The sequence below is a fragment of the Candidatus Binatia bacterium genome, from assembly GCA_029243485.1.
Classification (GTDB): Bacteria; Desulfobacterota; Binatia; order UBA12015; family UBA12015; genus VGTG01.
On the sequence record JAQWRY010000001.1, the window covers coordinates 102,380 to 125,654 of the forward strand.

General features: G+C 66.3%; 19 protein-coding genes. 12 read left to right on the plus strand and 7 right to left on the minus strand.

The window, feature by feature from the left end; genetic code table 11:
- Nucleotides 1-9 precede the first annotated feature (9 nt).
- Nucleotides 10-834, plus strand: coding sequence for an outer membrane lipoprotein-sorting protein (locus P8R42_00535; protein ID MDG2303132.1), 825 nt, complete (start codon nt 10-12; stop codon nt 832-834).
- Between the two features lie 6 nt (nt 835-840).
- Here P8R42_00535 and P8R42_00540 read toward each other — a convergent pair whose 3' ends face one another.
- Nucleotides 841-2,862 carry a S8 family serine peptidase gene (locus tag P8R42_00540; GenBank protein ID MDG2303133.1) on the minus strand — a complete coding sequence of 674 codons (2,022 nt, stop codon included), beginning with the start codon at nt 2,860-2,862 and terminating at the stop codon, nt 841-843.
- Nucleotides 2,863-3,002: 140 nt separating this feature from the next.
- Between P8R42_00540 and P8R42_00545 the strand changes: the two genes are divergently transcribed.
- On the plus strand, nt 3,003-3,833 hold the full coding sequence (locus P8R42_00545; protein MDG2303134.1) for a hypothetical protein: 831 nt from the start codon (nt 3,003-3,005) through the stop codon (nt 3,831-3,833).
- Here P8R42_00545 and ltaE read toward each other — a convergent pair whose 3' ends face one another.
- Nucleotides 3,834-4,838, minus strand: coding sequence for a low-specificity L-threonine aldolase (ltaE, locus tag P8R42_00550; GenBank protein ID MDG2303135.1), 1,005 nt, complete (start codon nt 4,836-4,838; stop codon nt 3,834-3,836).
- A 9-nt stretch (nt 4,839-4,847) separates the two neighbouring features.
- Nucleotides 4,848-6,353, minus strand: a complete 1,506-nt coding sequence (locus P8R42_00555; protein ID MDG2303136.1) for a hypothetical protein — start codon at nt 6,351-6,353, stop codon at nt 4,848-4,850.
- Between the two features lie 139 nt (nt 6,354-6,492).
- Here P8R42_00555 and P8R42_00560 point away from each other — a divergent pair, with 139 nt between their 5' ends.
- The gene (locus P8R42_00560) at nt 6,493-8,619 is read left to right on the plus strand and encodes a sulfatase (protein ID MDG2303137.1); all 2,127 of its coding nucleotides are present in this window, start codon (nt 6,493-6,495) and stop codon (nt 8,617-8,619) included.
- A 78-nt stretch (nt 8,620-8,697) separates the two neighbouring features.
- Here P8R42_00560 and P8R42_00565 read toward each other — a convergent pair whose 3' ends face one another.
- The 3 genes from P8R42_00565 to P8R42_00575 all read right to left on the minus strand — a co-directional run bounded on the left by P8R42_00565 (nt 8,698) and on the right by P8R42_00575 (nt 11,313).
- Complete coding sequence (locus P8R42_00565) at nt 8,698-9,876, minus strand: FIST N-terminal domain-containing protein (protein ID MDG2303138.1); 1,179 nt, start codon at nt 9,874-9,876, stop codon at nt 8,698-8,700.
- A gap of 3 nt (nt 9,877-9,879) precedes the next feature.
- Nucleotides 9,880-10,317: a nuclear transport factor 2 family protein gene (locus P8R42_00570; protein MDG2303139.1), complete on the minus strand. Its 438-nt coding sequence runs from the start codon at nt 10,315-10,317 to the stop codon at nt 9,880-9,882.
- A gap of 138 nt (nt 10,318-10,455) precedes the next feature.
- Nucleotides 10,456-11,313 (minus strand): thioredoxin domain-containing protein, encoded by an 858-nt coding sequence (locus P8R42_00575; GenBank protein MDG2303140.1) that lies wholly within the window; start codon nt 11,311-11,313, stop codon nt 10,456-10,458.
- 203 nt (nt 11,314-11,516) lie between these two features.
- Between P8R42_00575 and P8R42_00580 the strand changes: the two genes are divergently transcribed.
- On the plus strand, nt 11,517-13,238 hold the full coding sequence (locus P8R42_00580) for an acyl-CoA dehydrogenase family protein (GenBank protein ID MDG2303141.1): 1,722 nt from the start codon (nt 11,517-11,519) through the stop codon (nt 13,236-13,238).
- A 50-nt stretch (nt 13,239-13,288) separates the two neighbouring features.
- The gene (locus P8R42_00585) at nt 13,289-14,290 is read left to right on the plus strand and encodes a Gfo/Idh/MocA family oxidoreductase (protein MDG2303142.1); all 1,002 of its coding nucleotides are present in this window, start codon (nt 13,289-13,291) and stop codon (nt 14,288-14,290) included.
- 269 nt (nt 14,291-14,559) lie between these two features.
- On the opposite strand, the gene bfr is transcribed toward P8R42_00585, so the two are convergent.
- Nucleotides 14,560-15,036, minus strand: coding sequence for a bacterioferritin (bfr, locus tag P8R42_00590; GenBank protein ID MDG2303143.1), 477 nt, complete (start codon nt 15,034-15,036; stop codon nt 14,560-14,562).
- A gap of 184 nt (nt 15,037-15,220) precedes the next feature.
- Between bfr and P8R42_00595 the strand changes: the two genes are divergently transcribed.
- Genes P8R42_00595 through P8R42_00625 form a run of 7 tightly spaced genes read left to right on the plus strand, consistent with a single transcriptional unit; the run spans nt 15,221 to nt 23,244 of the window.
- A complete protein-coding gene (locus P8R42_00595; GenBank protein ID MDG2303144.1) occupies nt 15,221-16,210 on the plus strand; it encodes a MoxR family ATPase in 990 nt (329 codons plus the stop codon).
- Nucleotides 16,211-16,214: 4 nt separating this feature from the next.
- Complete coding sequence (locus P8R42_00600) at nt 16,215-17,126, plus strand: DUF58 domain-containing protein (protein ID MDG2303145.1); 912 nt, start codon at nt 16,215-16,217, stop codon at nt 17,124-17,126.
- Nucleotides 17,123-17,677 carry a hypothetical protein gene (locus P8R42_00605; GenBank protein ID MDG2303146.1) on the plus strand — a complete coding sequence of 185 codons (555 nt, stop codon included), beginning with the start codon at nt 17,123-17,125 and terminating at the stop codon, nt 17,675-17,677. Before P8R42_00600 ends, P8R42_00605 begins: the two co-directional genes overlap by 4 nt.
- Complete coding sequence (locus P8R42_00610; GenBank protein ID MDG2303147.1) at nt 17,674-18,669, plus strand: VWA domain-containing protein; 996 nt, start codon at nt 17,674-17,676, stop codon at nt 18,667-18,669. Before P8R42_00605 ends, P8R42_00610 begins: the two co-directional genes overlap by 4 nt.
- Nucleotides 18,666-20,564: a VWA domain-containing protein gene (locus tag P8R42_00615; GenBank protein MDG2303148.1), complete on the plus strand. Its 1,899-nt coding sequence runs from the start codon at nt 18,666-18,668 to the stop codon at nt 20,562-20,564. Before P8R42_00610 ends, P8R42_00615 begins: the two co-directional genes overlap by 4 nt.
- Nucleotides 20,561-22,459: a BatD family protein gene (locus P8R42_00620; protein ID MDG2303149.1), complete on the plus strand. Its 1,899-nt coding sequence runs from the start codon at nt 20,561-20,563 to the stop codon at nt 22,457-22,459. The genes P8R42_00615 and P8R42_00620 overlap by 4 nt, the downstream gene beginning before the upstream one ends.
- A complete protein-coding gene (locus P8R42_00625) occupies nt 22,456-23,244 on the plus strand; it encodes a tetratricopeptide repeat protein (protein MDG2303150.1) in 789 nt (262 codons plus the stop codon). The genes P8R42_00620 and P8R42_00625 overlap by 4 nt, the downstream gene beginning before the upstream one ends.
- Nucleotides 23,245-23,275: the final 31 nt, after the last annotated feature.

A 23,275-nucleotide genomic window follows, 5' to 3' on the forward strand; every position in this document is an offset into this window, starting at 1 on the left:
AGCGTCCCCATGAAACGTGTTCTCCTGAGTCTCTTGGCCGTCTGTACTTACGCCATCCTCGCGGCCCCCACAGCTGCCGCCGAGCCCGACGCGGCCCAGATCATTCGCGATATGCGCGAGGCCGTCGAGCCGAGCAAACCGAGCACCCGGGTCCTGACCCTCACGGCAAAGCATGGGGGCCGATCAGAGAGCCTCAAGCTCATCCAGGCCCGCAAGAAGCTGCCCGACGGAACGCGAGCCTCGCTGACCTTCGTCATCGAACCCGAGGACGCGCGCGGCCTCGCCTACCTCGAGCAGCACGACGTGAAGGGCAACAGCAAGGAGTACACCTACGCCCCCGTCATTCGCCGTGTCCGCGAACTCACGCCGGCGGAGAGCTACACGTCGTTCCTTCACACGGACTTCTCGTACGGCGATCTCGGGTTCCTGCCGGTCGAAGACTCGAACGAGTTCCTCGGCACGGAGAAGGAAGGCAATGACCGAGTGTTTTACAAGATCCAATCGACGCCGAGCAGCGCCGCCCAGCAGTGGTACTACTCGCGTTACGTCACCTGGATCGATGCGGCGTCGAAGCTCCCCGTGAAGCGCGAGTACTACAGCCCGGCCGGCGAGCTCTTCAAGCTCGAGGTCTTCGAGGACGTCACGCAGATCGATGGCGTCCCGACACCGACGAAGGTGACGATGAACAATCTGCCGGCCAAGTCCTCGTCCGAGATGGTCGTGAGTAGCGTGTCGTATAACAACGGCATCCCCGACGAGTTTTTTACGCCGAAGATGTTGCACACCCTCTCCGACGCCGAAAACCCCGCCCAGAAGGCGGCGCTTTCGAAGTAGCGAACCTCAGGGCTGGAAGAACCAGCCCGGTACGATGACGTCCTGCAGGAAGTTCCACTGCGAGGAGTCGCACGGAGCGACGTCACAGCGGTCCGCAACGCTACACGCGTAAGTGAGAAGCACGTTCGCCGGGTCCGCCACGCCGTTGTCCGACTTGAACTCGCACCAAAGGAACGTCGGCTCCTTGCCCGGGGTGAACACATTTCCGGTCACGCTCGAATCGTCATCGTTCAGGGTGATCGCCCAACGATCGTCCCCGACGTCCTTGCTGACGAGCGTACGCTTCTGGTCGGGCGTGATCTGGAGACCGGACGGCGTCTCCGTCGAGAACGGAGTCGGGCCCGTGAGAGTCGACGTCACGCCTGCGGCCGTGAGAGGCGGCAGGAAGAACGCCTGAGGTAGCGATACCGTCGCGAGCCTCCTCCACTCATCGGCCGGGCACGACCGCCCCGAGCAGGCATCGGCGCCCGAGCACTCGAACGTCACCTCGCGCTCATATTGGTCCGCGTTGCCATCGTCGAAGAGGTACTCGCACCACACGAAACTCGGCTCACTGCCATCGGATTTAAAGACATTGCCCGTCACCGAGCCGTCGTCGGCGTTGAGCGTGATCGCCCACCTCTCGGATCCCACATCCTTGCTGACCAGCGTGTGCTTGCCATCCGGGGTGATCTGCAGTCCGGACGAGGTCGCCACCCCGCCGGGAAGCGAATTCGCAGCGTCGAGGATCCGGATTCGCGGCGTCGTGATGCTGTTGCGACCGTCGAACACCGGAACGCCCGTAGACTTCAGCGCGCCGAGAACCCGATCGACGTCTCCCGTGCCGATCCGCTGGTTCAGGACGGCGAACGCGGCGGCCACGTGCGGTGTTGCCTGGGAGGTGCCGGAAATCGTAGCGCCCCCTCCCGGGACGGAAGAGAAGATCTGGACGCCCGGCGCGAGAAGGTCGAGGAACGGTGCCGAGTTCGAAAACGCGGCGACACCGTCGTTGTCATTCGTCGCGCCGACGCTGATCGCGGAGCTCACACACGCAGGCGACGTCAGGGCATCGGTCCGCGACTCGTTCCCGGCCGCGACGACGGTCGCGATTCCGACCGAGCGGAGCTGGTCGATGATCTCCTTGCGGGCCGAGTCCTCGAGATCGCAGGCAGCGACCGACGAGTGCTGCCCACCACCAAGGCTCATGTTGACCGCCGCGATCTTGAAGTCGTTGCGAAGGCCGTAGACGTGATCGAGGGCCTTGATCGTATCCGACGTGAACGTCTTGGCGCACGGGTCCTCGTTGTCGTCGTCACATGTGGTGCCCGTGAACCGGGAGAACACCTGGATCGCGATCACGTTCGCGCCGCGTGCGACCCCATCGATGGTCTCCCCGGCACCCGCGACGACGCCTGCCACGTGGGTCCCGTGGGAACACGCGCTGTCGGCGAAGTCGCAGGGGCGCGCCGAACCGGCGCCGAACTGCTCAATCTGACCGTTGGCACAAGACGCCTCCATGGAAAAACACGCCTCGCTCACGACCTTGTTCTTGAGAAAGGTGTGGGTGGTATCGACGCCCGTATCCACGACCGCCACGGCCCACCCACTCCCGTCGAAGCCGGCCGAATCGGCCTGGTCAGCCTGAACGATCGGGCGGCTCTCCTCGAGGAGGATCGTCTCGAGGCGGTCCTCGACGATTCCCGAGGCCTTGTCGGTCAACTGGAGCCGCGCGAGAGCCTCCGCGCCGATCTCCAGCGCCACGTACGGGATGTTGTCGAAGGAGCGGGTGACCTCCCAGGCCGTATCGTCACCCAGATCCCCCTCGAGGCGGGCTCGGGCAGACCGGATCGCGACCCGCCGGGCTTGATCTCCCGCAGCCGTACCGCGCATCGCGACCGGAGCGGCAGCCACCGGAAGGCGGGCCAGAACGCGTACCGTGCCATCGCGCTGGGCGCGATCCATCAACCCGGCGGCCCCAGCCCCCAGGGCGCTCGTCACGAACAACAGGGTCGCAACTACACCCGCCGGAAGTACCCCAATCAAACGCATCTACATCTCCTTGTGGAGCCCGAGCCCTTCCCGCGGCCGCTCGACCCACCTCGATTAAGGGGAGCATCGGCCGAATCATGCAACCCCCGAAGCGGCTACAGCCGAATCCTTGTGGTATGCCGCACCATTCGGAGCCTCAGATGTCGTTTCAGCTGGTCGACCGTATCCACGAATTCTCCACCGCAAAGAGCGCCTCGGGAATCCTAGCCCTCCCCGACGGCTCCGAGGACTTTCCGCTGTCCCTGGTCGTGGAGGCCATCGGACAGCTCGCGGCGTACATCGCGATGGACCACGTAGACTTCGCGATGCGCCCGGTCGCCGCGATCGCCGGCGAAGTCGTGGCCACCCGGACGATCCGGGGCGGGGACCGACTGGATCTCTCGGTCGACGTGAGCGCTCTTCGTACGAGCGCGATGCGGTACGCCGGCAGCGCGCGAGTGAACGGTGAGGTCGCAGTCGAACTCAAGCGCTGCACCGGCGCGATGTTGCCCATGGAGGCGTTCGACGACCCGCAGACGGTCCGGGAGCATCTCGCCCTGCTCCGCGGCCCTGGCCTGGCGCCCCGCGCGTTTCCGACCCGAAGGGAGTTCGCGCCTCGGGTCTCGGAGGCGACCTGGGAGACGGGACGGGCCGCCGCCACACTCCAAGCCCCCGAAGACGCCTCGTTTTACCAAGATCACTTTCCCCTTCGCCCGGTCTACCCAGCCACTCTCTTGCTCGATGCGAAGATCGCCGTGGCCCAGAACCTCGTGGCGCGAGACCTCCCACCCTCCTCCCACCTGCCGCCGATTCGAGCCGTGAACGCGGTGAAGGTGCGCGCGTTCACGCCACCCGGCGGCCGCGTCGAGGTCGTCGTGGCAGAAACCGCGCCGCCACCGACCGACTCCGTTCGTGCGGTGAAGATGGAAGCGTTCGCAGACGGTGCACGTGTCTCGACCGCGACCGTCCTCCTCTCGACGACTCCGGACTGATCAGAGCGAGGCGAGGCGGACGATCACATCGTCGACGTCCGCAGCCGACACGTCGAGATGGGTCAGGGCCCGCACACGGGTCGGCCCCATCGCGTTCACCAGCACTCCCATTTTGAGAGCCGCTCGAACGAAGGATCCGGCGTCCGCGACCTCGACGAGCACGATGTTCGTCTCGGGCGGCCGCACGAGCGAGAGGCCGATTCGTTCAAGGCCCTCCCCCAGGCGACGAGCGTTGTCATGGTCGTCGGAGAGACGCTCGACGTGGTTCTCGAGCGCGTACAGTCCGGCAGCGGCCAGGATCCCCGCCTGGCGCATCCCGCCCCCAAACATCTTCCGGATCCGATGAACCTGCACGATGTGGTCTCGCGTTCCGCAGACGAGCGAGCCGACCGGAGCCCCGAGGCCCTTCGACAAACAGAACGAGACCGTGTCGAAGGGTTGAGCCCACTCTGCCACCGAAGGCCGACTCGCGGCTTCCGCGTTGAAGAGCCGAGCTCCGTCGAGGTGCGCAGAGAGACCGCGCCGACGGGCCACCGAGACCAGGGACGACATCTTCTTGAATGGGAGAATCGTCCCGCCGCCCGCGTTATGGGTGACCTCGAGAGACAGAAGGGTCGCCGGGGCGTTGTGCGCATCAACCGGCGGGATCGCGGCCTCGACCTCTCCTTCGGACGGGCCGGCTTCATCGCCGAGCGTCTTCACCTGCACGCCCGAAAGCGCGGCCGCCGCACCCGACTCGTAGCGCAGCACGTGCGCGCCCTCCGTCGCGAGCACCACGTCGCCATGCCGGGTCAGGCTTCGAATCGCCACCTGGTTCGCCATCGTTCCAGAGGATACGAAGAGAGCGGCCTCCTTTCCCAGGCGTTCGGCGGCGATGTCCTGAAGTCGGTTGACCGTCGGATCCTCCCCGTAGACGTCATCGCCGACTTCCGCGTCGGCCATGGCGCGGCGCATTTCAGGGGTCGGACGGGTGACGGTGTCGCTGCGGAGATCGATCGGTCGCATGACGCGTTCTTACACCGGGCGACGCCGCTCGTAGAAGCCCGAGCCCGTCCGGTCGTCCCCAGACTGAACATGAACGACACCGAAGGTCGTGTGAACATACTCCTGCGGCCCGACCGGCCGAAGCAGAGCCGCCTGCGTCCGGACACGCACCGAGAAGCTGTCACCTCCCTCGAACTCCAGCCGCCAAGCACCCGGGCCAGTCTCACAAACTCGGCCGAGCCGCTCAGTGTCCTCCCGGCTCTGTGCCCCCAGCGTGGAAACGAGCCAAGTCCCGCCTTCTTCCTCTCCCTCGAGACGAACCGCCGATCCATCGTCGAACGCTCCCAGGATCCGGGTGCCCTGCCTCGCCCCGCCCGGACGCGCCAGCCGAAGGTCCGCGAACGCCGCACAGGATACCTCGAACACCTCTCCGCCGAGGTCGACGCGGCCTCGGACGTGTCCGAAGCCGTTGTCTCGTCGCTCGAAGGACAGGCGGACCGACGCCGGCCGGAGCCTGGCTCCGGCCTGCTCCTCTTCGCGTTGAAAGTAGGCCGCTGCATCGTCGGTTTCGAGAAGGTTCCCCTCGAAGAATGCGTCGAACCCCGATGCCGTCGGCTCGAAATGCAGATCCGGCACACCCAGCACCGGCCCCACCTGCCCGTGGCCGGTGAAGATGCCCATACGCTGACCGCCGGGGAAGAGCTGCAAGCGCGCTCCGACGTCTTTCCCCGGCAAGTGCATCGCACCGACGATCACCCCGAGCCCCTCACGCCCAGCGCCGGGGTCGAACGCCTGCAAGCCGAGCGACCGCGGGGACGGGCCATCCGGCGCGACCGCCTTCGCTTCGGATCGGCGCGTCTCTTGCGGCCCGACCGACTCCCCGCGAAAGACCTGCGCTGCACTTTCGACGAAGTCCTGCCGCAACCGCCCCGGCCACCGTAGAGGAGCGCCCAACTCCAACTGAACGGCGTTCACTCGTCCGGCTTCGACGAACTTTGCCAAGCCCGGCGCCGGCGACGGCACGGCTGGCCGGTGGCGAAACAGACGCATCACGTTATTCCGATGCGCGGCCGGCCACCGTTCTCCGTACGTCGCCAAAACGCCGGCCGAGGCGAGCCTCTGCCGGAACGTCTCCAGCGGTCCCGTCACGAACGCCGTTGATCCGGTGAGTCGGTCCGCGTGCGCGTCGGCCTCCTCGGCTCGCGCGAGAGAGGCACCGATGCCGAGATCGCACCGGGCCTGCCCCACGTGCCAACCGTGAACCAGAAGGATCAACGCAGTCGGGTGCGCGGAGAGGATTCGAGCGACGTGTTCCTCGATCAATTCGAGAAACCAGGGTGCGCGGTCGACGACATCGCGGACCCGGTTCAAGTCGATCCTGTTGCGATCGCACGAGGGGTTGACCAACCGGGACGCCTCGAGCCGAACCGCCAACTCACGCGCAAGGACAGCCGTGTGCAGATCGTTCCCGCGACGCCCGGCGGCGGCGGCGGAGAGGAGATCCGTCTCCGACAGTCCGCCGTGAGGGGCGATCACAAGCACATTGCTCGGCCCGGCGACGCTTTCAAACCAAGGCGGTGGCGACGACTTCACTCTCTGGTCTATATGGTGCGGGAGGGCTCGGGGAAAATGACTGGTTTGCCGAGTGCCGGCGGCGTGGATACGTTGATGGGCTGTGTCCACCGCCACCCACCCCAAGGCCCCACGAGGGCTCGCCCTCGCTGCCACCGTCTTCGTCCTCCTAGGATTGGGCGCCTGCACGGAGGCGCCGTCGCCCGCGGCCGCTCCGTCCACTGAGATCGATCGCGTCGTCCGGCGACTCGAGGCCGCCGCTTTCCCGGGAACCCCAACGCCGCTCCACGGACCGGTCGCCCAGATCGGCGACGAGGCACGGCCTGTCGTCCTCGCTCCCGAAGAGATCCTCGTCGCCGAGGCCTTCGGCGTGGTTCCGAAGGACGGGCGAGCCGAGGTCGAGATCGAGCTCCGGCCCGAAGTCGCCGAACTCTCCGACACCGACTTCATCCTGACCGCACAGGAACTGCCGTTCACCCAGGCGCTCGCCGAAGAGGTGATGGCGAAGATTGCCCGAGAGAACTTCTCGCTTCGCCGCGATCGCGGCTGGCGCCTGCGCCGCAGCGAGGACCGCACGGCCGCGACGCTCGATCTCGACCACGACACCAACGAAGAAACGTCCGTGCAGCTCAATCTCCATCTGACCGCACTGCTACCAGTCCCCGAACTCCTCGAAAGCGACTCGTTCGACGTACCGCCAGGCGCGCGGATGCGCTTCGGGTTCGGCCTCACGGGATCGGCGAAAATACGGGGTGGCAAGGCGGTCGAGTTCGTCGCCACTCTTCTCTGTGACGGCATGCAGGCAAAGGAACTCGTCCGCAGAAGCGTCTCGCTCAGCGTCGACTCGGCGGCCACGTGGCAGGACGCGGACGTGGCACTCGAAGCGCCCGGCAGGGCGTGTCGGCTTCGTCTCGAGAATCGTGCGGACGGAGAGCCGCCGCGCGGTGCCGTGTGGGCCGTCCCTCAAATCCTGATCTCAACGAAGGTCGCGCCCGCCGAGGACACGAACCTGATCCTCATTTCGCTGGACACGCTGCGCTCCGATCACCTCTCCGGGCTCGGCTACGGACGCGACACCTCGCCGATCATCGACGCCGAACTCATCGCCAAGGGCACGACGTTCACCGACACGAGCTCGACGTTCCCACAGACCGACATCTCACATCTCAGCATCTTCACCGGGCTGTATCCCAGCGCCCAGCCCAAACGAGGCCGCGTATCTCCGTCGGACCGAGTGGTTCTCCTCGCTGAGCTACTACAGAAGGCCGGACTCGAGACCGCTGCGTATACCGAGGATGCTCTCGTGTCGGGCGCCTTCGGCTTCTGGTTCGGGTTCGACCAGTTCACCGAACGCTCCTTCGCGCACGCGGACCGCGGCCGCCGGACCATCGAAGACGGAATCCGCTACCTCGAAGAAAACCGCGGTTCCCGCTTCTTCCTCTTTTTGCACACCTACAAGACCCACGATCCGTACGTACCCGGCCCCGACTACGAGGCGCTCTGGAGCGACGACGCCGCGTGGAGCGACGGGGGGCCGGCCCCTTGGGTTCCAGAGAAGCACCGCGAGATCCTCGACCGCTACGATCGGACGATTCGCGAGGCGGATGACCTCGTCGGACGCGTCCTCGACGCGCTCGAACGCTTCGGGCTCCAAGAGCGCACCTTCGTAATCGTCACGTCGGACCACGGAGAGGCCTTCGGAGAGCACGGCATCGCCGGCCACGGATTCACGCCCCACCAGGAGGCGCTCGACGTCCCCCTCATTCTCCGCGGCCCCGGCATCCCCGCCGGGAAGCGCATCGACACACCCGTCAGTATCGCGGACCTCACGCCGACTCTTCTCGACCTGCTCTCCGCGCCGCAGACCAACCAGGCACAGGGGCTGAGCCTCGTCCCCGCGCTCGACGGCGAGTCGCTCGATGCAGGGCGGCCACTGTTCTTCTCATGGCTACGACCGAACGCCTACGGCGTGCGCACGAAGAACCGGAAGTACCACCGTACGAAGCAGGGACACGAGCAGTTCGACCTAGCCGCCGATCCGTTCGAGTGGAAGCCCGACCGCAGCGAAGACGCTCGCACGACCGGCGAGAAGCTCCTCGCGGCACACGAAGAGGAAAACGCCCGCCTCCGCAAAGCGCTTGGCCCGGCCCAGAATGACGACGGTCCACGCAGTGCGCCCGCGATCGACGAACGCCTCGAGAAGTCCCTCGAAGCGCTCGGCTACCTCTAGCCCCGATACTACAATGAGTTCCGGCGCGAGCCGACGGCGGTCTGCGCCGGGGCTCCTCGTCGAACTGCGGCCAGCGTCCTACCGCCGCGGGCGGAACAGCGCGAAAGCGCTCGTATACCCGTGGAGGAAAGTCTTGCCCTGCACCGGGCCGATCTCGCCGTTGCAGAAGAAGCCGGCGATCGGCACCGCGCCCAGATGCTCGCGCAGTCGATCGCTGTCGTGATTGGGTTCGCCGTAGAGCCCGGCGCCGCGACCCAGGCACGAGAACAGGATCGCTCCTTCCGCGCCGGTAGGCGCATGGGCCACGTGGCGCTGCAATCGCAGGTTGAGGTCGTCGGCGGAGGTCCGGGAGTCGCGGAGATGGAACTGCACGACCATCGGCTCCTGCAGGAGCGCGCCGACGACCAGAGCGCCGCTCTCTTCCTCAGAACCCAGGAGGTTTCGAATCAGGAAGTCCCCCTGCTGATACTCCGCCTGCGCCTCCTTCATCTCGATGCCGAGGAAGAGCGAGCCGCGGGCCAGGTTCTGATCCTCCGGCGACAGGCTCCGATACAGCTCCTGCAGCACCTGCAGAGCCGACCGACCATCGATCTCGTAGAGCAGGTTCTCACGGGCCCGTGTGACGAACATCGGCGCGCCGACCGGACGGCAGCCTTGGGCGACGACGGTATCCACCTCGATCGCCCCGGAAAGGGCGACGCCGACGACCCCTTCGCGATGCACGTCGCTGCCGACATACAGAGCGTTGTCACCGGGCGCGCTTCCGCTGCTCGCCACACCACCGACCTTCCGCCCCCCGGGGAACGCTCGGTCGAGGCCGCAGATCAGCGGCTCGACATCGAAGGAGAACGGGTCGGAGAGGATCAGAAAGTGCGGCGTCGCGTCTTCTCCGCCGAATCGCTTCCGCCACACGTCCGCCGCCGACTCGGGATCCGGCAGATCACCCATCTCGTAGTGGAACGGACGCAGGGTCACGCCGGGGAGGATCGCCGCCGCCAACGACACGGCCGGCCCATGCTCGACTTCCTGCCCCCCCCCGATCACGCTGCGCGCGGTGCAACCCACCACGAGCCCCGACCCGAACTCGCTCCCGACCAGCGCCGACGCCTCGCGGAAGTTCTCCCCGTGATGCTCCGACAGGAAGAGCAGAATCAGATTCGGCTCTGCGTCGCCGAGGTCTGCCCGCAGGCAGGACGCTGCCTCGCGAATGGCCGCCACGAGGTCGGGCAACTGCGACAATGCCGAACACCACTTCATGGATCAGTTCAGCAATCCGGCCGGCGGCTCGTCGTCATCATCGTCATCATCGTCATCATCGTCGTCGAACCCGAACGCGGCGGCGATCGGACCGGCCTGGTGATGAACGAGCTTCCAACCTCCCAGCTCACGAACCAACACGTTGGTTGCCATGAGCTGTCCGTCGGCAAGGGTCTCGATGCACATCACCAGTGCGGTCTCGCCGAGCAGGTGAACGACTTCGCGCGAACTCACGACGTCCGGCGCAGCGGGGCCCTGGAGAATCGAACGCCAGCTCTCCAGCACCGCATCGCGGCCAACCAGGAGAGTCCAGCCGGGATGAATGCAACTGACGGCCTCGTCTCGGGCCCACACGTCGTCCATGGCGTCCATGTCGCGATCCGCGAAGGCCTCACAGAACGCCGCGTGCGCTTCCAAAACCTGTTCCTCGTCGCTTGCCATCTCTTTCGTCGACGCCTCGTCGCGAAAGGAGCTTAGCACCGAGAACGCCCGACGCAGCCCCGAAACCCCCCGGCGAAACGAAAAACGGGGCCCCCTGGAGGGCCCCGTTTCGTCTACGGCGGATCCGGAAGAATCGGATCACTTCGCCGACGCGAGCTCGTCGTCGATGATCGCTTTGAACTTCGCGGCGGGCTGCGCGCCCTTCACAAGCCGGCCGTTCACGACGAACGAGGGCGTCCCGGTGATCCCGAGGCTCGCCGCCTCGGCCTTCTGGGCGCGGACGGCCGCGACCGTCTCTTTGTTGTCGTAGCAAGTGTCGTACTTGGCCTTGTCGACGCCGGCTCCGGCGAACTCCATCGCCTTCGCCTTCACGTTCTGGAGGTTGACGGCCTTCTGCTGCTTGAACATCTGCTCGTAGACGAGCCAGGCGCCCTCAGGGCTCTGTTGGCGAATGCACTCCATGGCAACCGCACCGGGCTCGGCCCAGTTATGGAAGGGAAGCGGGAGGTGCTTGTACGCGAAGCGGATCTTGCCCTCGTAGGCCGGAAGGACCTCCTCCTCGATGATCTTGTAGCCCTTCGCGCAGAAGGGACACTGGAAGTCCGAGTACTCTACGATCGTGACGGGCGCGTCGGCCGGCCCCTTCCAATCGACGTCTGTCTGGCTGATCTTGTCCATCACGGCCTTCGCCGGATCGATCGTGATGTCCTCCGCATCCGCGAACACCACGTAACGGCCGTCGGCGGAGCTCGTGAACCTCACCTTCTTGTCGCGAGGAGCCTTGCCCACAAAGAGCGTTCCCTGCTTCGCGCCGGCGATCGGCGAGTCCGTCACCCCGCCCACGGACACCGGGATCGACGGGGAGAGCTGCGCCTTCTTCCGGTAGTACTTGATCAAAGCGTCGGAGTCGGCGCCCTGCGCGAGGGCAGCGCCGGCACCGAAGAGCCCGAGCACTGCGAGGGCACTCACGGCCAAGGCGAATCGTCGAATCTGCATGAAAGAACCTCCTGTGGGCTTACTCGAGGGGATCCGACCAAGCTGCCGGTTGGTCCGAGCGGCGTCAACCCTGTTTGGGCGACGCGGCAGGCGCCCGACTCCAAGCTTCCCTTGCCCGCGAAATGCTCGTATCCCTCTACTTGGGGCGCCCCCACCGTGAGGCAGGGCCGCCTCGACTCACCCTTTTGCCCGGAGGCACCGCGATGGACCGCCAGTTCTTCCACAATGACATTCGCCTTTTTCTCGAACGCCGCGTCGACTGGAAACGCTACCACCAGCTGCGCCGGCCCGGCCCGGTGAACCTCGAGGAAGAGCTCGACACGTATCGCTCCATCCTCGGCAGCACCGGGCAGATCTGCGAAGACATCGAGGCCGAATCTCGCGACCACTGGCACGAAGAAGTCCGCCTCGAGGACGGTGACGTCATCGTCCCCGCGCACATCGAAAGCGGTTACCAAAAGCTCCGCGAGGCCGGCCTCGTATGCGTCATGCTCGATCCGAAGTACGGCGGCTTCGGACTCCCCACGCTGCTCAACGTCGCCTACCTCGAGATGCTGTCTCGTGCCGACACGAGCCTGATGACCATCCTCGGACTGCAGGCCGGTGCGGCAAACGATATCCAGAAGTACGGCAGCGACGAGCTCAAAGAGCAATACCTCCCACGCTTCACCTCCGGCGAAGTCCAGGGCTGCATGGACCTCACCGAACCCGGCGCCGGCTCCGATCTCGGCGGAATCAGCACGCGCGTCACAGAAGAGGACGGCAAGTTCTTCATCGACGGCGGGAAGATCTTCATCACCAACGGCGGCGCCGAGATCCACCTCGTTCTCGCACGAGATAGTGCGTCGTACGACGAGTCCAAAGGGACGACCAACGGCCTCAACCTGATGCTGTGTCCCCGCACGCTGCCCGACGGCTCGAGGAACGGCGTGTCGGTTTCCCGCATCGAATCCAAGATGGGACTACACGGCTCTCCAACTTGCGCCGTCGACTTCGACCACGCCGAAGGGTATCTCCTCGGCGAGCGGGGCAACGGCTTCCGCGCCATGCTCGACCTGATGAACGCCGCGCGGATCGGTGTCTCGGCGCAAGGCATCGGGATCGCCGAAGCCGCCTACCGCGAGGCGCGCACTTACGCCGGAGAGCGAATCCAGTTCGGCGCACCGATCATCGAGCAACCGTTGGTGAAATCGATGCTCACCCTCATGGCACTCGAGATCCAAGCCGCCCGCACGCTCCTCTACCACACGGCCACCTTGGTCGATCAGACCGAGGCCCTCGAGACCTATCTCGCGAGTGACCGCGACGAGCCCGAGTTCGACCGCATCGAGCTCCAGGCGGAGCTCGAGCGAAACCACCAACTCGTCCGCTTCTTCACGCCGCTGTGCAAGTACTACGCGACCGAAGTCGCCAACCAAGTCACCCGCTCGGCGATCCAGGTCCACGGTGGGATCGGCTACATGGCCGAGTCGGTCGTCGGCCACTGCCATTCCGACTCGATCATCACGACGATCTACGAGGGCACATCCGAGATCCAGGCGAGCTTCGCCCTGCGCGAGATGGCCAAGGGAGCTCTATTCACGGCGCTGGATCAGCTGCGCGTCGGCCTCGACACACTGGCAGCGGACTTCCCGGAGCCGGCAGAACAGCTCCGGAACGCCATCGACCTCCTCACCGACACGCTTCCCAGCTTGATGGAGGACGTGAACTACGCCCTCCTCAATGCAAAGCGCGTTTCCGACATGGTAATCTCGGTCGTCGTCGGAGGCGAGCTCCTGCAACAGTGCAAGGACGAGCCGACCCGAATCGAGTTGGCGTCGGCGTACATCAACCGCACGACGCTCGAGCTCGAGATGCATGCCAAACGGATCAAGAGCGGAGACGCGAGCCGGCTGCTGCGCTACGACAAGATTCTGAGCGTCTGACGCACCCCCGACTGCGTGCAACTCGCCCAGCCAATGGGTAGCAACTGCCGATGGACGAACAGAGCACGAAAGCTGCACTTCGGATCGGGATCCTCGGCGCCGCCCGCATAGCGCCGGTCTCGCTCGTCCGTCCGGCCCGCGAGGTCGCAGGAGCCGAAGCGTGCGGAGTCGCCGCGCGGACCCCGGCACGCGCCGGCGAGTTCCAAGTCAAGCACGGCCTGCCCCGCGCCTTTCCGAGCTACGACGCGATGCTCTCCTCCGATGAGATCGACGCTGTCTACAACCCGCTTCCCAACGGACTCCACTGCGAGTGGACCATCCGCGCGCTCGAAGCGGGAAAGCACGTCCTGTGCGAGAAACCGTTCGCCTCGAACGCGGACGAGGCGGAGCGAATGGCGGCGGCCGCGACCGCCGCCGACCGACGGCTCATGGAAGCCTTCCACTATCGCTACCATCCCCTCGCCGCCCGCATGCGGGAGATCACCAACAGCGGCGAGTTGGGCGAAATCCGACACATCGAAACTCACGTCTGCTTCCCGCTGCCGTTCTTCAAGGACATCCGATACGACTACGCACTCGGCGGCGGGGCTCTGATGGACGCGGGCTGCTACGCGGTGCACATGCTCCGCTTCCTGGCCGGAGATCAGCCCGAAGTCACGGCGGCCCGACCGACGCTCCATACCCCGGACATCGATCGCGCGATGGAGGCGGAGGTTCGCTTCCCCGATGGCCGGAGCGGCCTCATCCGCTGTTCCCTCTTCTCGTCACGCATCGTCGCCGTGCGCGCGATCGTGCGCGGCGACAAGGGAGAGCTCAGCGTCCTCAACCCGATCCTGCCGCACCTCTTCCACCGACTCCGCGTGAAGACGGCCGCGGGAACGAGACGCGAGCGGGTCTACGGCGACGCGTCATACACCCACCAGCTTCGTGCGTTCGTCGACTTCGTCCAAAACGGGACCGAGGTTCCGACGAACGCGGCCGACGCCATCGCGAACATGCGCGTCATCGACGCGATCTACGAGCGCGCCGGCATGAAGCGACGCGGAACCTGACCGCCCCCGCCGACAACTTGTCCGGCCTGACTCCGAGACCTGAGCCGATGCGCACGATCGGGGCACCGCGTCCCCGAAGCAACCAGAGGGCGCGGGAGTCGCTGTCGGGGCGGGGCGAGTCCCGCAGGCGGCATACCTCACTCCGCGACAAACCCCGACTCCTTCGCCGAGGATCGCGCCGACCCGACAGCGACTCTCGCCCCCGGCCGAGATCAACAGAAGCTCCGGTCCCCGCCCGATACTTGCAAATGGGTGGGGGGGCCCCCGAGCTACTCCTCTTCGTGGATCTGCTGGGCGAGGTACATCTTGTCGCCCACTTGCTTGATCAGCTCGATCTGGGCTTCCAGCCAGTCGATGTGATCCTCTTCCGAGGTCAGGATCTCCTCCAGGAGCTCGCGGGTGCCGTTGTCGCCGAGGTCACGGGCAAGCTCGATGGAGGCATTCAGGCGCTTCACTGCGTCCATTTCGAGCTTCAGGTCGAGCTTCAGCTGCTCGGGAACGGCCTCGCCGACGCAGACCTTGGCCAGGCGTTGCATGTTCGGGATCCCATCGAGGAAGAGAATGCGCTCGATCACCTGGTCGGCGTGCTTCATCTCCCCGATCGACTCCTCATGGCTCTTCTTGGCGAGCCGCTCGTAGCCCCAGTTCTTACACATCCGGTAATGAATGAAATACTGATTGATGCCCGTGAGCTCGCTCGTGAGGACGTCGTTCAACGCGTCGATGATCTTCTTGTTACCCTTCATGTCCAACTCCTCTTTCCGCGAGGCGCTTGGGCGCCTCTCCCTACCCACGACTCCAATGCTAACACGCGGGAGGGATCCGTTGAAGACACTACGTAAAGCAAAATTTCCAATGAAACTGAAAATCGATTTCAACTGGCCACGCATTTGACATTCGCCTCTCGCGTCGCCATCGCTTTGGAGTGAAATGCAACCCAGCATCCAGGAAATCACCGACTCGGTTCGCTCGACGGGGGCATGGCTGCGCCCGCTGCGGGACGAAATCGCACACACCATCGTCGGCCAAGCCGGCCTAGTCGACAGACTGCTCGTCGCCCTACTGGGCAACGGCCATGTCCTCCTCGAGGGCGTCCCCGGTCTCGCGAAGACCCTTTCGCTGAAAACCCTGGCCGCGGCGACCCAGGCTCAATTCCACCGCCTGCAGTTCACTCCGGACATGCTGCCCGCGGACATCGTCGGGACGCTGATCTACAACCCGCAAGAGGGCGGCTTCGTGACGAAGCACGGACCGATCTTCGCGAACCTCGTCCTGGCGGACGAGATCAACCGAGCCCCTGCCAAAGTCCAGAGCGCCCTGCTCGAGGCGATGCAGGAGCGCCAGGTGACCATCGGCGAGGAAACCTTCCCGCTGCCCGAACCGTTCCTGGTCCTCGCCACCCAGAATCCAATCGAGCAGGAGGGCACCTACCCTCTCCCCGAGGCGCAGGTCGACCGGTTCATGCTCAAGGTCGTGGTCGAATACCCGACCCGCGATGAGGAGCGAGCCATTCTCGACCGAATGGCGCACTCGGGGGACCTACCGCAGGTGCAGGCGGTCCTAGACCCGGACCACCTCATCGCTGCCCGGCGCGTCGTCGACACGATCTACGTAGACGACAAGGTAAAGGACTACATCGTCGACCTCGTTCGAGCGACGCGTACTCCGGGCGAGTTCGGCGTCCAGATCGAGGGCCTCGTACAGATGGGCGCTTCGCCCCGCGCGACGATCTTCCTCACGATGGCCGCCCGAGCGCACGCGTTCCTCGAAGGTCGCGGGTATGTCACTCCACAGGACGTAAAGACCATCGGCTTGGACGTCCTGCGCCACCGCGTCGTGCCAAGCTACGAAGCGGAAGCCGAGAGCCTGACGAGCGAGGATCTCGTCGGCAAGATCTTCGACACGATCCCGGTTCCCTGACGCAATGACGCCCGATCAAACGCGGGAGATCTTCGAGAAGGTCCGCCAGATCGAGATCCGCACGAGCCGCCTCGCCCGCGACACGTTCGCGGGGCAGTACCACTCCGTCTTCAAGGGGCGCGGCATGGACTTCGACGAGGTCCGCGAGTACGTCCCCGGCGACGAGATCCGCAGTATCGATTGGAACGTGACGGCGCGCACGGGGCGCCCCTTCGTGAAGAAATACACCGAGGAACGCGAGCTCACCATCCTGCTGCTCGTCGACCTCAGCGCCTCCGGACACTTCGGCTCGCGGCTCTCCACCAAACGCGAGCGTGCGGCCGAGCTCGCGAGCGTTCTCGCCTTCTCGGCGATCCGCAACAACGACAAGGTCGGACTGATTCTCTTCACCGACGAGATCGAGTGCTACCTCCCGCCCCGGAAGGGACGGAGCCATGTTCTGCGGGTCGTACGCGAGATCCTGTTCTTCGAACCTCGCCACCGGGGGACCAATCTGCCTCGCGTCCTGCGGTTCGCGCACCAGGTCGTGCGCCGGCAGGCCGTTGCGTTCCTCCTGTCCGACTTTCTCACACCAACGTCCGAAGACGGATCGCGGGGGGAGCTCAAGAAATCCCTCGAACTCGTCCATCGTCGCCACGATCTCGTCGCGATGATCGTCTCCGACCACCGCGAGGGCGAACTTCCGCGGATCGGGCGGGTGACCCTCGAAGACGCCGAGACCGGCGAGCAGCTTGAGATCGACACATCGGACGAGAACGTCCGCGATACGTTCCGGCATCAGACCGAGAAGCGCCGAGACCGCTTGCTGCAGACCCTGCGTGGCACCGGCATCGATACGCTCGAAATCGATACCGACCGCCCATACCTCGCGCCGCTGCGGCGCTTCTTCCGGACCCGCGCGGCGCGACGCGGATGAAGGCACCGGCCGCTAGCCCCACCCTCGCCGATCTCGTCAGCGAGGCCGAGGATATCCGCGACATTCGCGGCCTGGTCAACATCCCGTCGCCGTGGGAGTTCCTGATCTGGGTCGCGCTCGCGCTGGCCGTGCTCGCCGCTGTGGCGCTGCTGGTTCGTTGGCTCCGCCGACCCGCCGCGGCGCCCCTGGCCCCGTCCGCCGACAGCGTGGCGTTTGCGGCGCTCGAGCGCGCCCGCGCCTGGATGACCCCCGAGCAGGCCGAGAGGTTTGGCACCGCCGTCTCGTCGGCCGTGCGGCAGTATGTCGAGGCCCGCTTCGACGTGAGCGCGCGCCGCCGCACCACCGAAGAGTTCCTTCGGAGCCTGACCAAAGAACCGGCAGCCGAGCTCTCCGCCTTCGTGCCGAGCCTCGAAGAGTTCCTGCGCCAGATGGACCTCGTGAAGTTCGCCCGGCAGCCCCTCGACGAGACGCAGATGGAAGGCCTTCTCGAGACCGCGCGCGACTTCGTAAGCCATACCCGCCGAGACCCCGGAACGGAAAAGCAACCGTGAGGTTCCTCTCCCCCGATCTCCTATGGCTGCTCGCTCTGCTGCCAGTCCTGTGGCTCGCGAGCGGCCGCGTGGGACACGCCGCCGCGCTACTCTACCCATCGGCCGATCTCGTCCGTGACCTCGGCCGGCGTCGCGCGGCACGTCCCGGGTTCGCCCTCCTGCTGCTGCGCACCGCGGTCCTCGCGCTGCTCGTGATCGCGCTCGCGCGTCCCCAACAGGGCCTCGGTGCCGCCGAAGTCGAAACGAGCGGCATCGACATCATCCTCGCGATCGACGTCTCCGGCTCGATGCGCGCGCTCGACTTCGAACTGGACGGGGATCGCGTGAGCCGCCTCGAGGCCGTGCGCTCGGTCGTCATGGACTTCGTCGAGACGCGGCAGGGAGATCGTATCGGCCTCGTCGCCTTCGCCGGCCGGCCCTATCTGGTGAGCCCACTCACGCTCGATCACGACTGGTTGCTCCAGAATCTCGAACGCCTCCAGATCGGCCTCGTCGAGGACGGCACGGCCATCGGGTCGGCGCTCGCCGCCGGCACGAACCGCCTGCGCGATCGCGAAGCGAAGTCGCGGATCCTCATCCTCCTGACCGACGGCGTGAACAACGCCGGGAAGATCTCACCCCTGATGGCCGCGGAGGCCGCGCGCGCGTTGGGTCTCAAGGCGTACACCATTCTCGCCGGAGCCGGCGGCGAGGTGCCCGTTCCTGTCACCGACCGCTTCGGCCGACAGCGGGTCGTCACCGCTCGGGTCGACGTCGACGAAGACACCCTGATCAAAGTGGCGGAACTCACCGGCGGTCGCTTCTTCCGCGCGACCGACACCGACTCTCTCGCCGAGATCTACGAAGAAATCGACGCGATGGAGAAGACCACCGCGACGCTCGAGCGGTTCGAGCAGTACCGTGAGCTCTACCCGTGGCTGGTCTTCGCCGCCCTTTTGCTTCTCGCCCTGGAGCGGCTCCTCGCCGAGACCCGGCTCCGGAGGCTCCCATGAGCTTCGCCGCGCCCCTTTGGCTGTTCGCCGGCGCGATTCTCGTCGCGCTCGGAGCCGTGGCCCTCCGTGGTGCCGACCGACGGCGCCAGCGGGATCTCGAACAGTTCGCCACTCGCAACATCCTCCCAGCACTCACCGAGAGCCTGTCGCCGACGCGGCGGCGCGCGAAGCGTTGGCTCGTCCTCGGTGCGGCCACTTTCGGTTTCGTCGCGCTGTCCGGACCGGAGGTGGGTTTTGACTGGGAAGAGACCCAGCGCCGCGGGATCGACGTCCTGATCGCCGTCGACGTCTCCCGCAGCATGCTCGCGCGCGACATCCAGCCAGATCGACTCCGGCGCGCCAAGCTCGCCGTGGACGATCTGGTCGCGCGGCTCGGCGGCGACCGGCTCGGATTGATCGCCTTCGCGGGTACCGCCTTCTTGCAGTGTCCACTCACGCTCGACCACGCCGCCTTCGATCGGTCTCTCGCTGCGCTCGATCCTGGGATCATCTCGGCGCCCGGCAGCAATATCGCGAGCGCGCTCGACGTGGCGCGCAAGGCCCTCGAGAGCGAAGGCAAGAACGTGAAGCTCCTGATCCTCTTTAGCGATGGCGAGGATCTGCGCGGGGGCGCTCTCGCAGCCGCGGAACGCGCCGCAGAGGACGGCATCCACGTCTTCACCGTCGGTGTCGGAACCCCGGCCGGCGAGTTGATCCCGATTCCGGACGACGCGAACGGCGCGTTCGTCAAGGACGAGTCGGGCCGTATCGTGAAGTCGCGCCTCGACGAAGCCACCCTGAAGAAGGTTGCCGAGACCACCGACGGCTTCTACGTCCCCCTCGGCGCGCGCGCCGAGGGCATCGACGAACTCGTGGAGCGTGCGCTCGCCCCGATTCCCCGCGAAGAGCTCGCGTCCCGACTCCGCCGGATTCCCCGCAACCGATTCCAATGGCCGCTCGCAGTGGCCCTGCTCCTCCTGGCGATCGAGCCCTTCCTTGGAGAACGCAAACGGAAGCCCGCCAGCGCCGCGCCCGGTGCCGCTGCAATCGTCTTGTTCGTGCTCGCGACCGCAGCCGCGCAGGCGCACGCGGCCTCGGTGGACGACGCCGCGCAGCTCTACGGCGACGAGAGCTACGAAGAAGCTGCCGCGCAGTTCCGGGAGCTGGCCGAAGAGGAGGACGACCCGCGCCTCGATGTGAACCTCGGCTCTGCCGCCTACCGCGCCGGAGACTTCCCCAACGCCTCGGGAGCGTTCGCACGAGCCCTGCGAAGCGAAGACGACGCGCTGCGCGAACGCGCCTTCTACGACCTCGGCAACGCCCAATACCGGGTTGGACAAGACACCGTCGAAGAGAACCCGCAGGAAACGATGCAGGCGTGGGAGCAAGCCATCGCGGCATACGAAGAGGCCCTCACCCTGAACGAGGCCGACGAAGACGCTCGCTTCAACCGCGACTTCGTCACGCGAAAGCTCGAAGAGCTCAAGCAGGAGCAGGAACAAGAGCAGAAGGACGACGAGCAAGAGAAGGACGACCAGCAAGACGAGGATCAGGAGAACGAGGAGCAGGACGAGCAGGACCAACAAGATCAGCAGCAAGACGACTCGTCGGGCGACCAGCAGCAGGACCAGCAGGAAGAACAACCGCCCCCGGACGAAGAGCCGGACGAGCAGGACGGCGAGCAGGACCCGAAGGAGGACGAGCCCGAAGAGGCCCCCCCCACGGACGGCGACGAGCCACAGGACGGCCCGCCGGAGGAGCGTTCTCCGGAGCCGGGCGAGGAAGAGCGCCTTCCGGGCCAGCTGAGCCCCGAGGAAGCGCGCGACCTCCTCGATTCCTTACAAGGGGAGGAGGAGTTCATGCCGATGGTGCCCGCGGCGCCGGCCGACTCCTCGGAAGATCCCCGAGACTGGTGAAGACCTTGCCCACCCCCGCCCACAGAGCACGCCACGCCGCGCGCATACTGCTCCTCGCAATCGCCCTCGTGGTACCAGCGCTTGCCCCGGCGGCCGCGCTGGGGGCGCCGACCATGTCCGCGCGGATTCAACCCTCGGTCCTCACGCTGGGCCAGGACGCCCGTCTCGTGGTCACGATCTCCGGGGCGTCGAATGCGGCGACACCCCGCCCGGTCGCCGTCGACGGGCTTCAGATGCAGAGCCTCGGCCAGACGATGAGCATGCAATTCGTAAACGGCTCGATGACGACCGAGGTGACCCACACGTTCCTCGTTCGCCCGAACCGCACCGGCGACTTCCAGATCCCGGCCATCTCGATCACCGTCGGGAGCAACACGCTCTCCACACGCCCGCTGGTCCTCCGCGTCGTCGACACGTCGCGCGTGCCCCAGGTGAAGAGGACCCGGCCCCAGGCGACGAAACCTTCCGCAGAGCGCGCACCGGACCCCACGACCGGCGAAGACGGCCAACCGAGCGTCGCTCTGCTCGAGGTCGCGGGCCTCCCCGACCGTAAGCTCTTCGTCGGCGAGGTCGTTCCGGTCGAGATCCGCCTCTACATTCGGGAAGGAACTCGGGTCACGGAGGCAACGCCTCCCAGCCTCGTCGGAAGCGGCTTCACCCTCAGTCGTCCCGCGGGAGACGAGCCCCGGCAACAGCGCGTACGCCTGTCCGGCAACGGCTATACCCGCCTCACGTTCCCAGCGGCATTGTCGCCGATCACGGCCGGAGAGCTTCCGCTCCAGGCGACGCTCGACATCACCGCCCGGATCCCGAAACGCGTACCGCGACAGCGCCGACGGTTCGACGATCCGTTCTTCGATTCTTTCTTCGACTCCTTCGCGTACAGCGCCGTCGACCAAAAGGTCCCGGTCGCTTCGAAGCCGACGACGGTGCGCGTCGCCCCCCTGCCCGCGAATGACCGACCCGAGATCTTCACCGGCGGCGTCGGCCAGTTCTCCATGAGCGCAAGCGCCGAGCCCACGACCGTCGCGGTGGGGGACCCCATCACGCTGAAGGTCGTTCTTTCCGGAACGGGGAACTTCGACCGCCTCCAGCTTCCGGGGATTGTCGAAACCGAGGAGTGGAAGACGTACGACCCCACATCCCAGTTCGCGGCGGAGGACGATCTCGGCCTCACAGGCAAGAAGACGTTCGAACAAGCACTACTTCCGCTGCGGGCCGACCTCAGCGAGGTCCCGGCGCGCAAGCTCACCTACTTCGATCCGGAACGCAGGGAATACGTCGGATTGTCGATCGACGCGATCCCGATCGAAGTGCGCGCCGCCCCCGCCGGGCATCGCCCCCTGCCCATAGGAAGCGGGGCCGTCTCCGGACTGGATGCCTACGAGCTCGCCCCCAACAAAATCGACCTCGGGGCGCTCCATGCGAACCTTCGGCCGGCGGCGACTCGGCCGACCTTCCTGCTTGTACAATTGCTTCCACTCGTGGCCGTCTGCGCGGCTTTCTGGTGGGGAGGGCGACGACGGCGGCTCGCCCTGGACCCGGCCCACCTGCGCAGCAAGAGGATCCGCGGCGAGTTGAAGGTCCTGATCCAACGGATGGATGCCGGCGTCGCCTCCGGAGACTCGGTCGCCTTCTTCGAAGCCGCGCGCCGCGCGATCCAGGAGCGCGTGGCGGGAATCGACGGCGCGGTCGCTGCCCAGAGTCTGACCCTGGCGGAGATCGAACGAACCCTCCGGGACCGCCCCGAACTCTGCGAACGCGTCCGGGGGGTCTTCTGCGCCGCAGACGCACTCGCCTACGGCGGCTCCGACGACGAGGCGCGCGCGCTCGCCGGGCACCGGAACGACGTCGTCGCACTGCTGCAGGAACTCGACCGGGAGAAGACATCGTGAAGCGACTTCGACTCGTCCCCGCTCTCCTTGCAGTCACGCTCACGATCGTGTGCTCGCCGCACGACGGTCCGGCGCAGACGACACTGGCGGATCCGTTCGCGCAGGCCAACGCCGCCTACGCCGCCGGGGAGTACGAGGCCGCCGCGGCCGCGTTCCGCGCGCTCGCCGAAGCGGGCCTGGTCTCGAGCGCGCTCTTGTACGATCTCGGCAACGCCGAATCGAAAGCGGGCCGGCCGGGCGAAGCCGTACTCAGCTACGAGCGCGCGCTCGCCCTGTCACCTCGCGACCCCGACGTGCTAGCGAACCTTCGTCAGACACGAACGGCGGCGAACCTACCCGAACCAGAGCGAACGCGCTGGCAGGAGATGAGCGCCACGCTGACCGTCGACGAGTGGTCCTGGCTCGCGGCGGCAGCCCTGTGGGCTGCCTGCCTGCTTCTCGGCGTCCACGCACTGCGCTCGGACGGTGAGCAACGGCCGTCACGGATCCTCATCACCGCGCTCACGGCATTGGTCGTATTGGTGGCCGTGGGCGGAAGCTTCGCAACGACGCGCCTCGCCGACCTCGACCGTGCCGTCGTCGTCGGCCCCGGTCCCGCCCTTCGGGTCGCGCCCTTCGAGTCCGCCACGGTGTCCACCGAGCTCGCGGCCGGCAGCATCGTCGACATCGATCGGTTCCACGAGGACTTCGCCCTCGTCCGCACCGCCGAGGGCCAGGCGGGTTGGATGCCCAAGCCCGAGGTCGAGGAAATCCTGGCTTACTGCGCGATCTCGATCTGCCCGTGATCGTCGTGCCCGACGGACTGGCCGCTCGGGC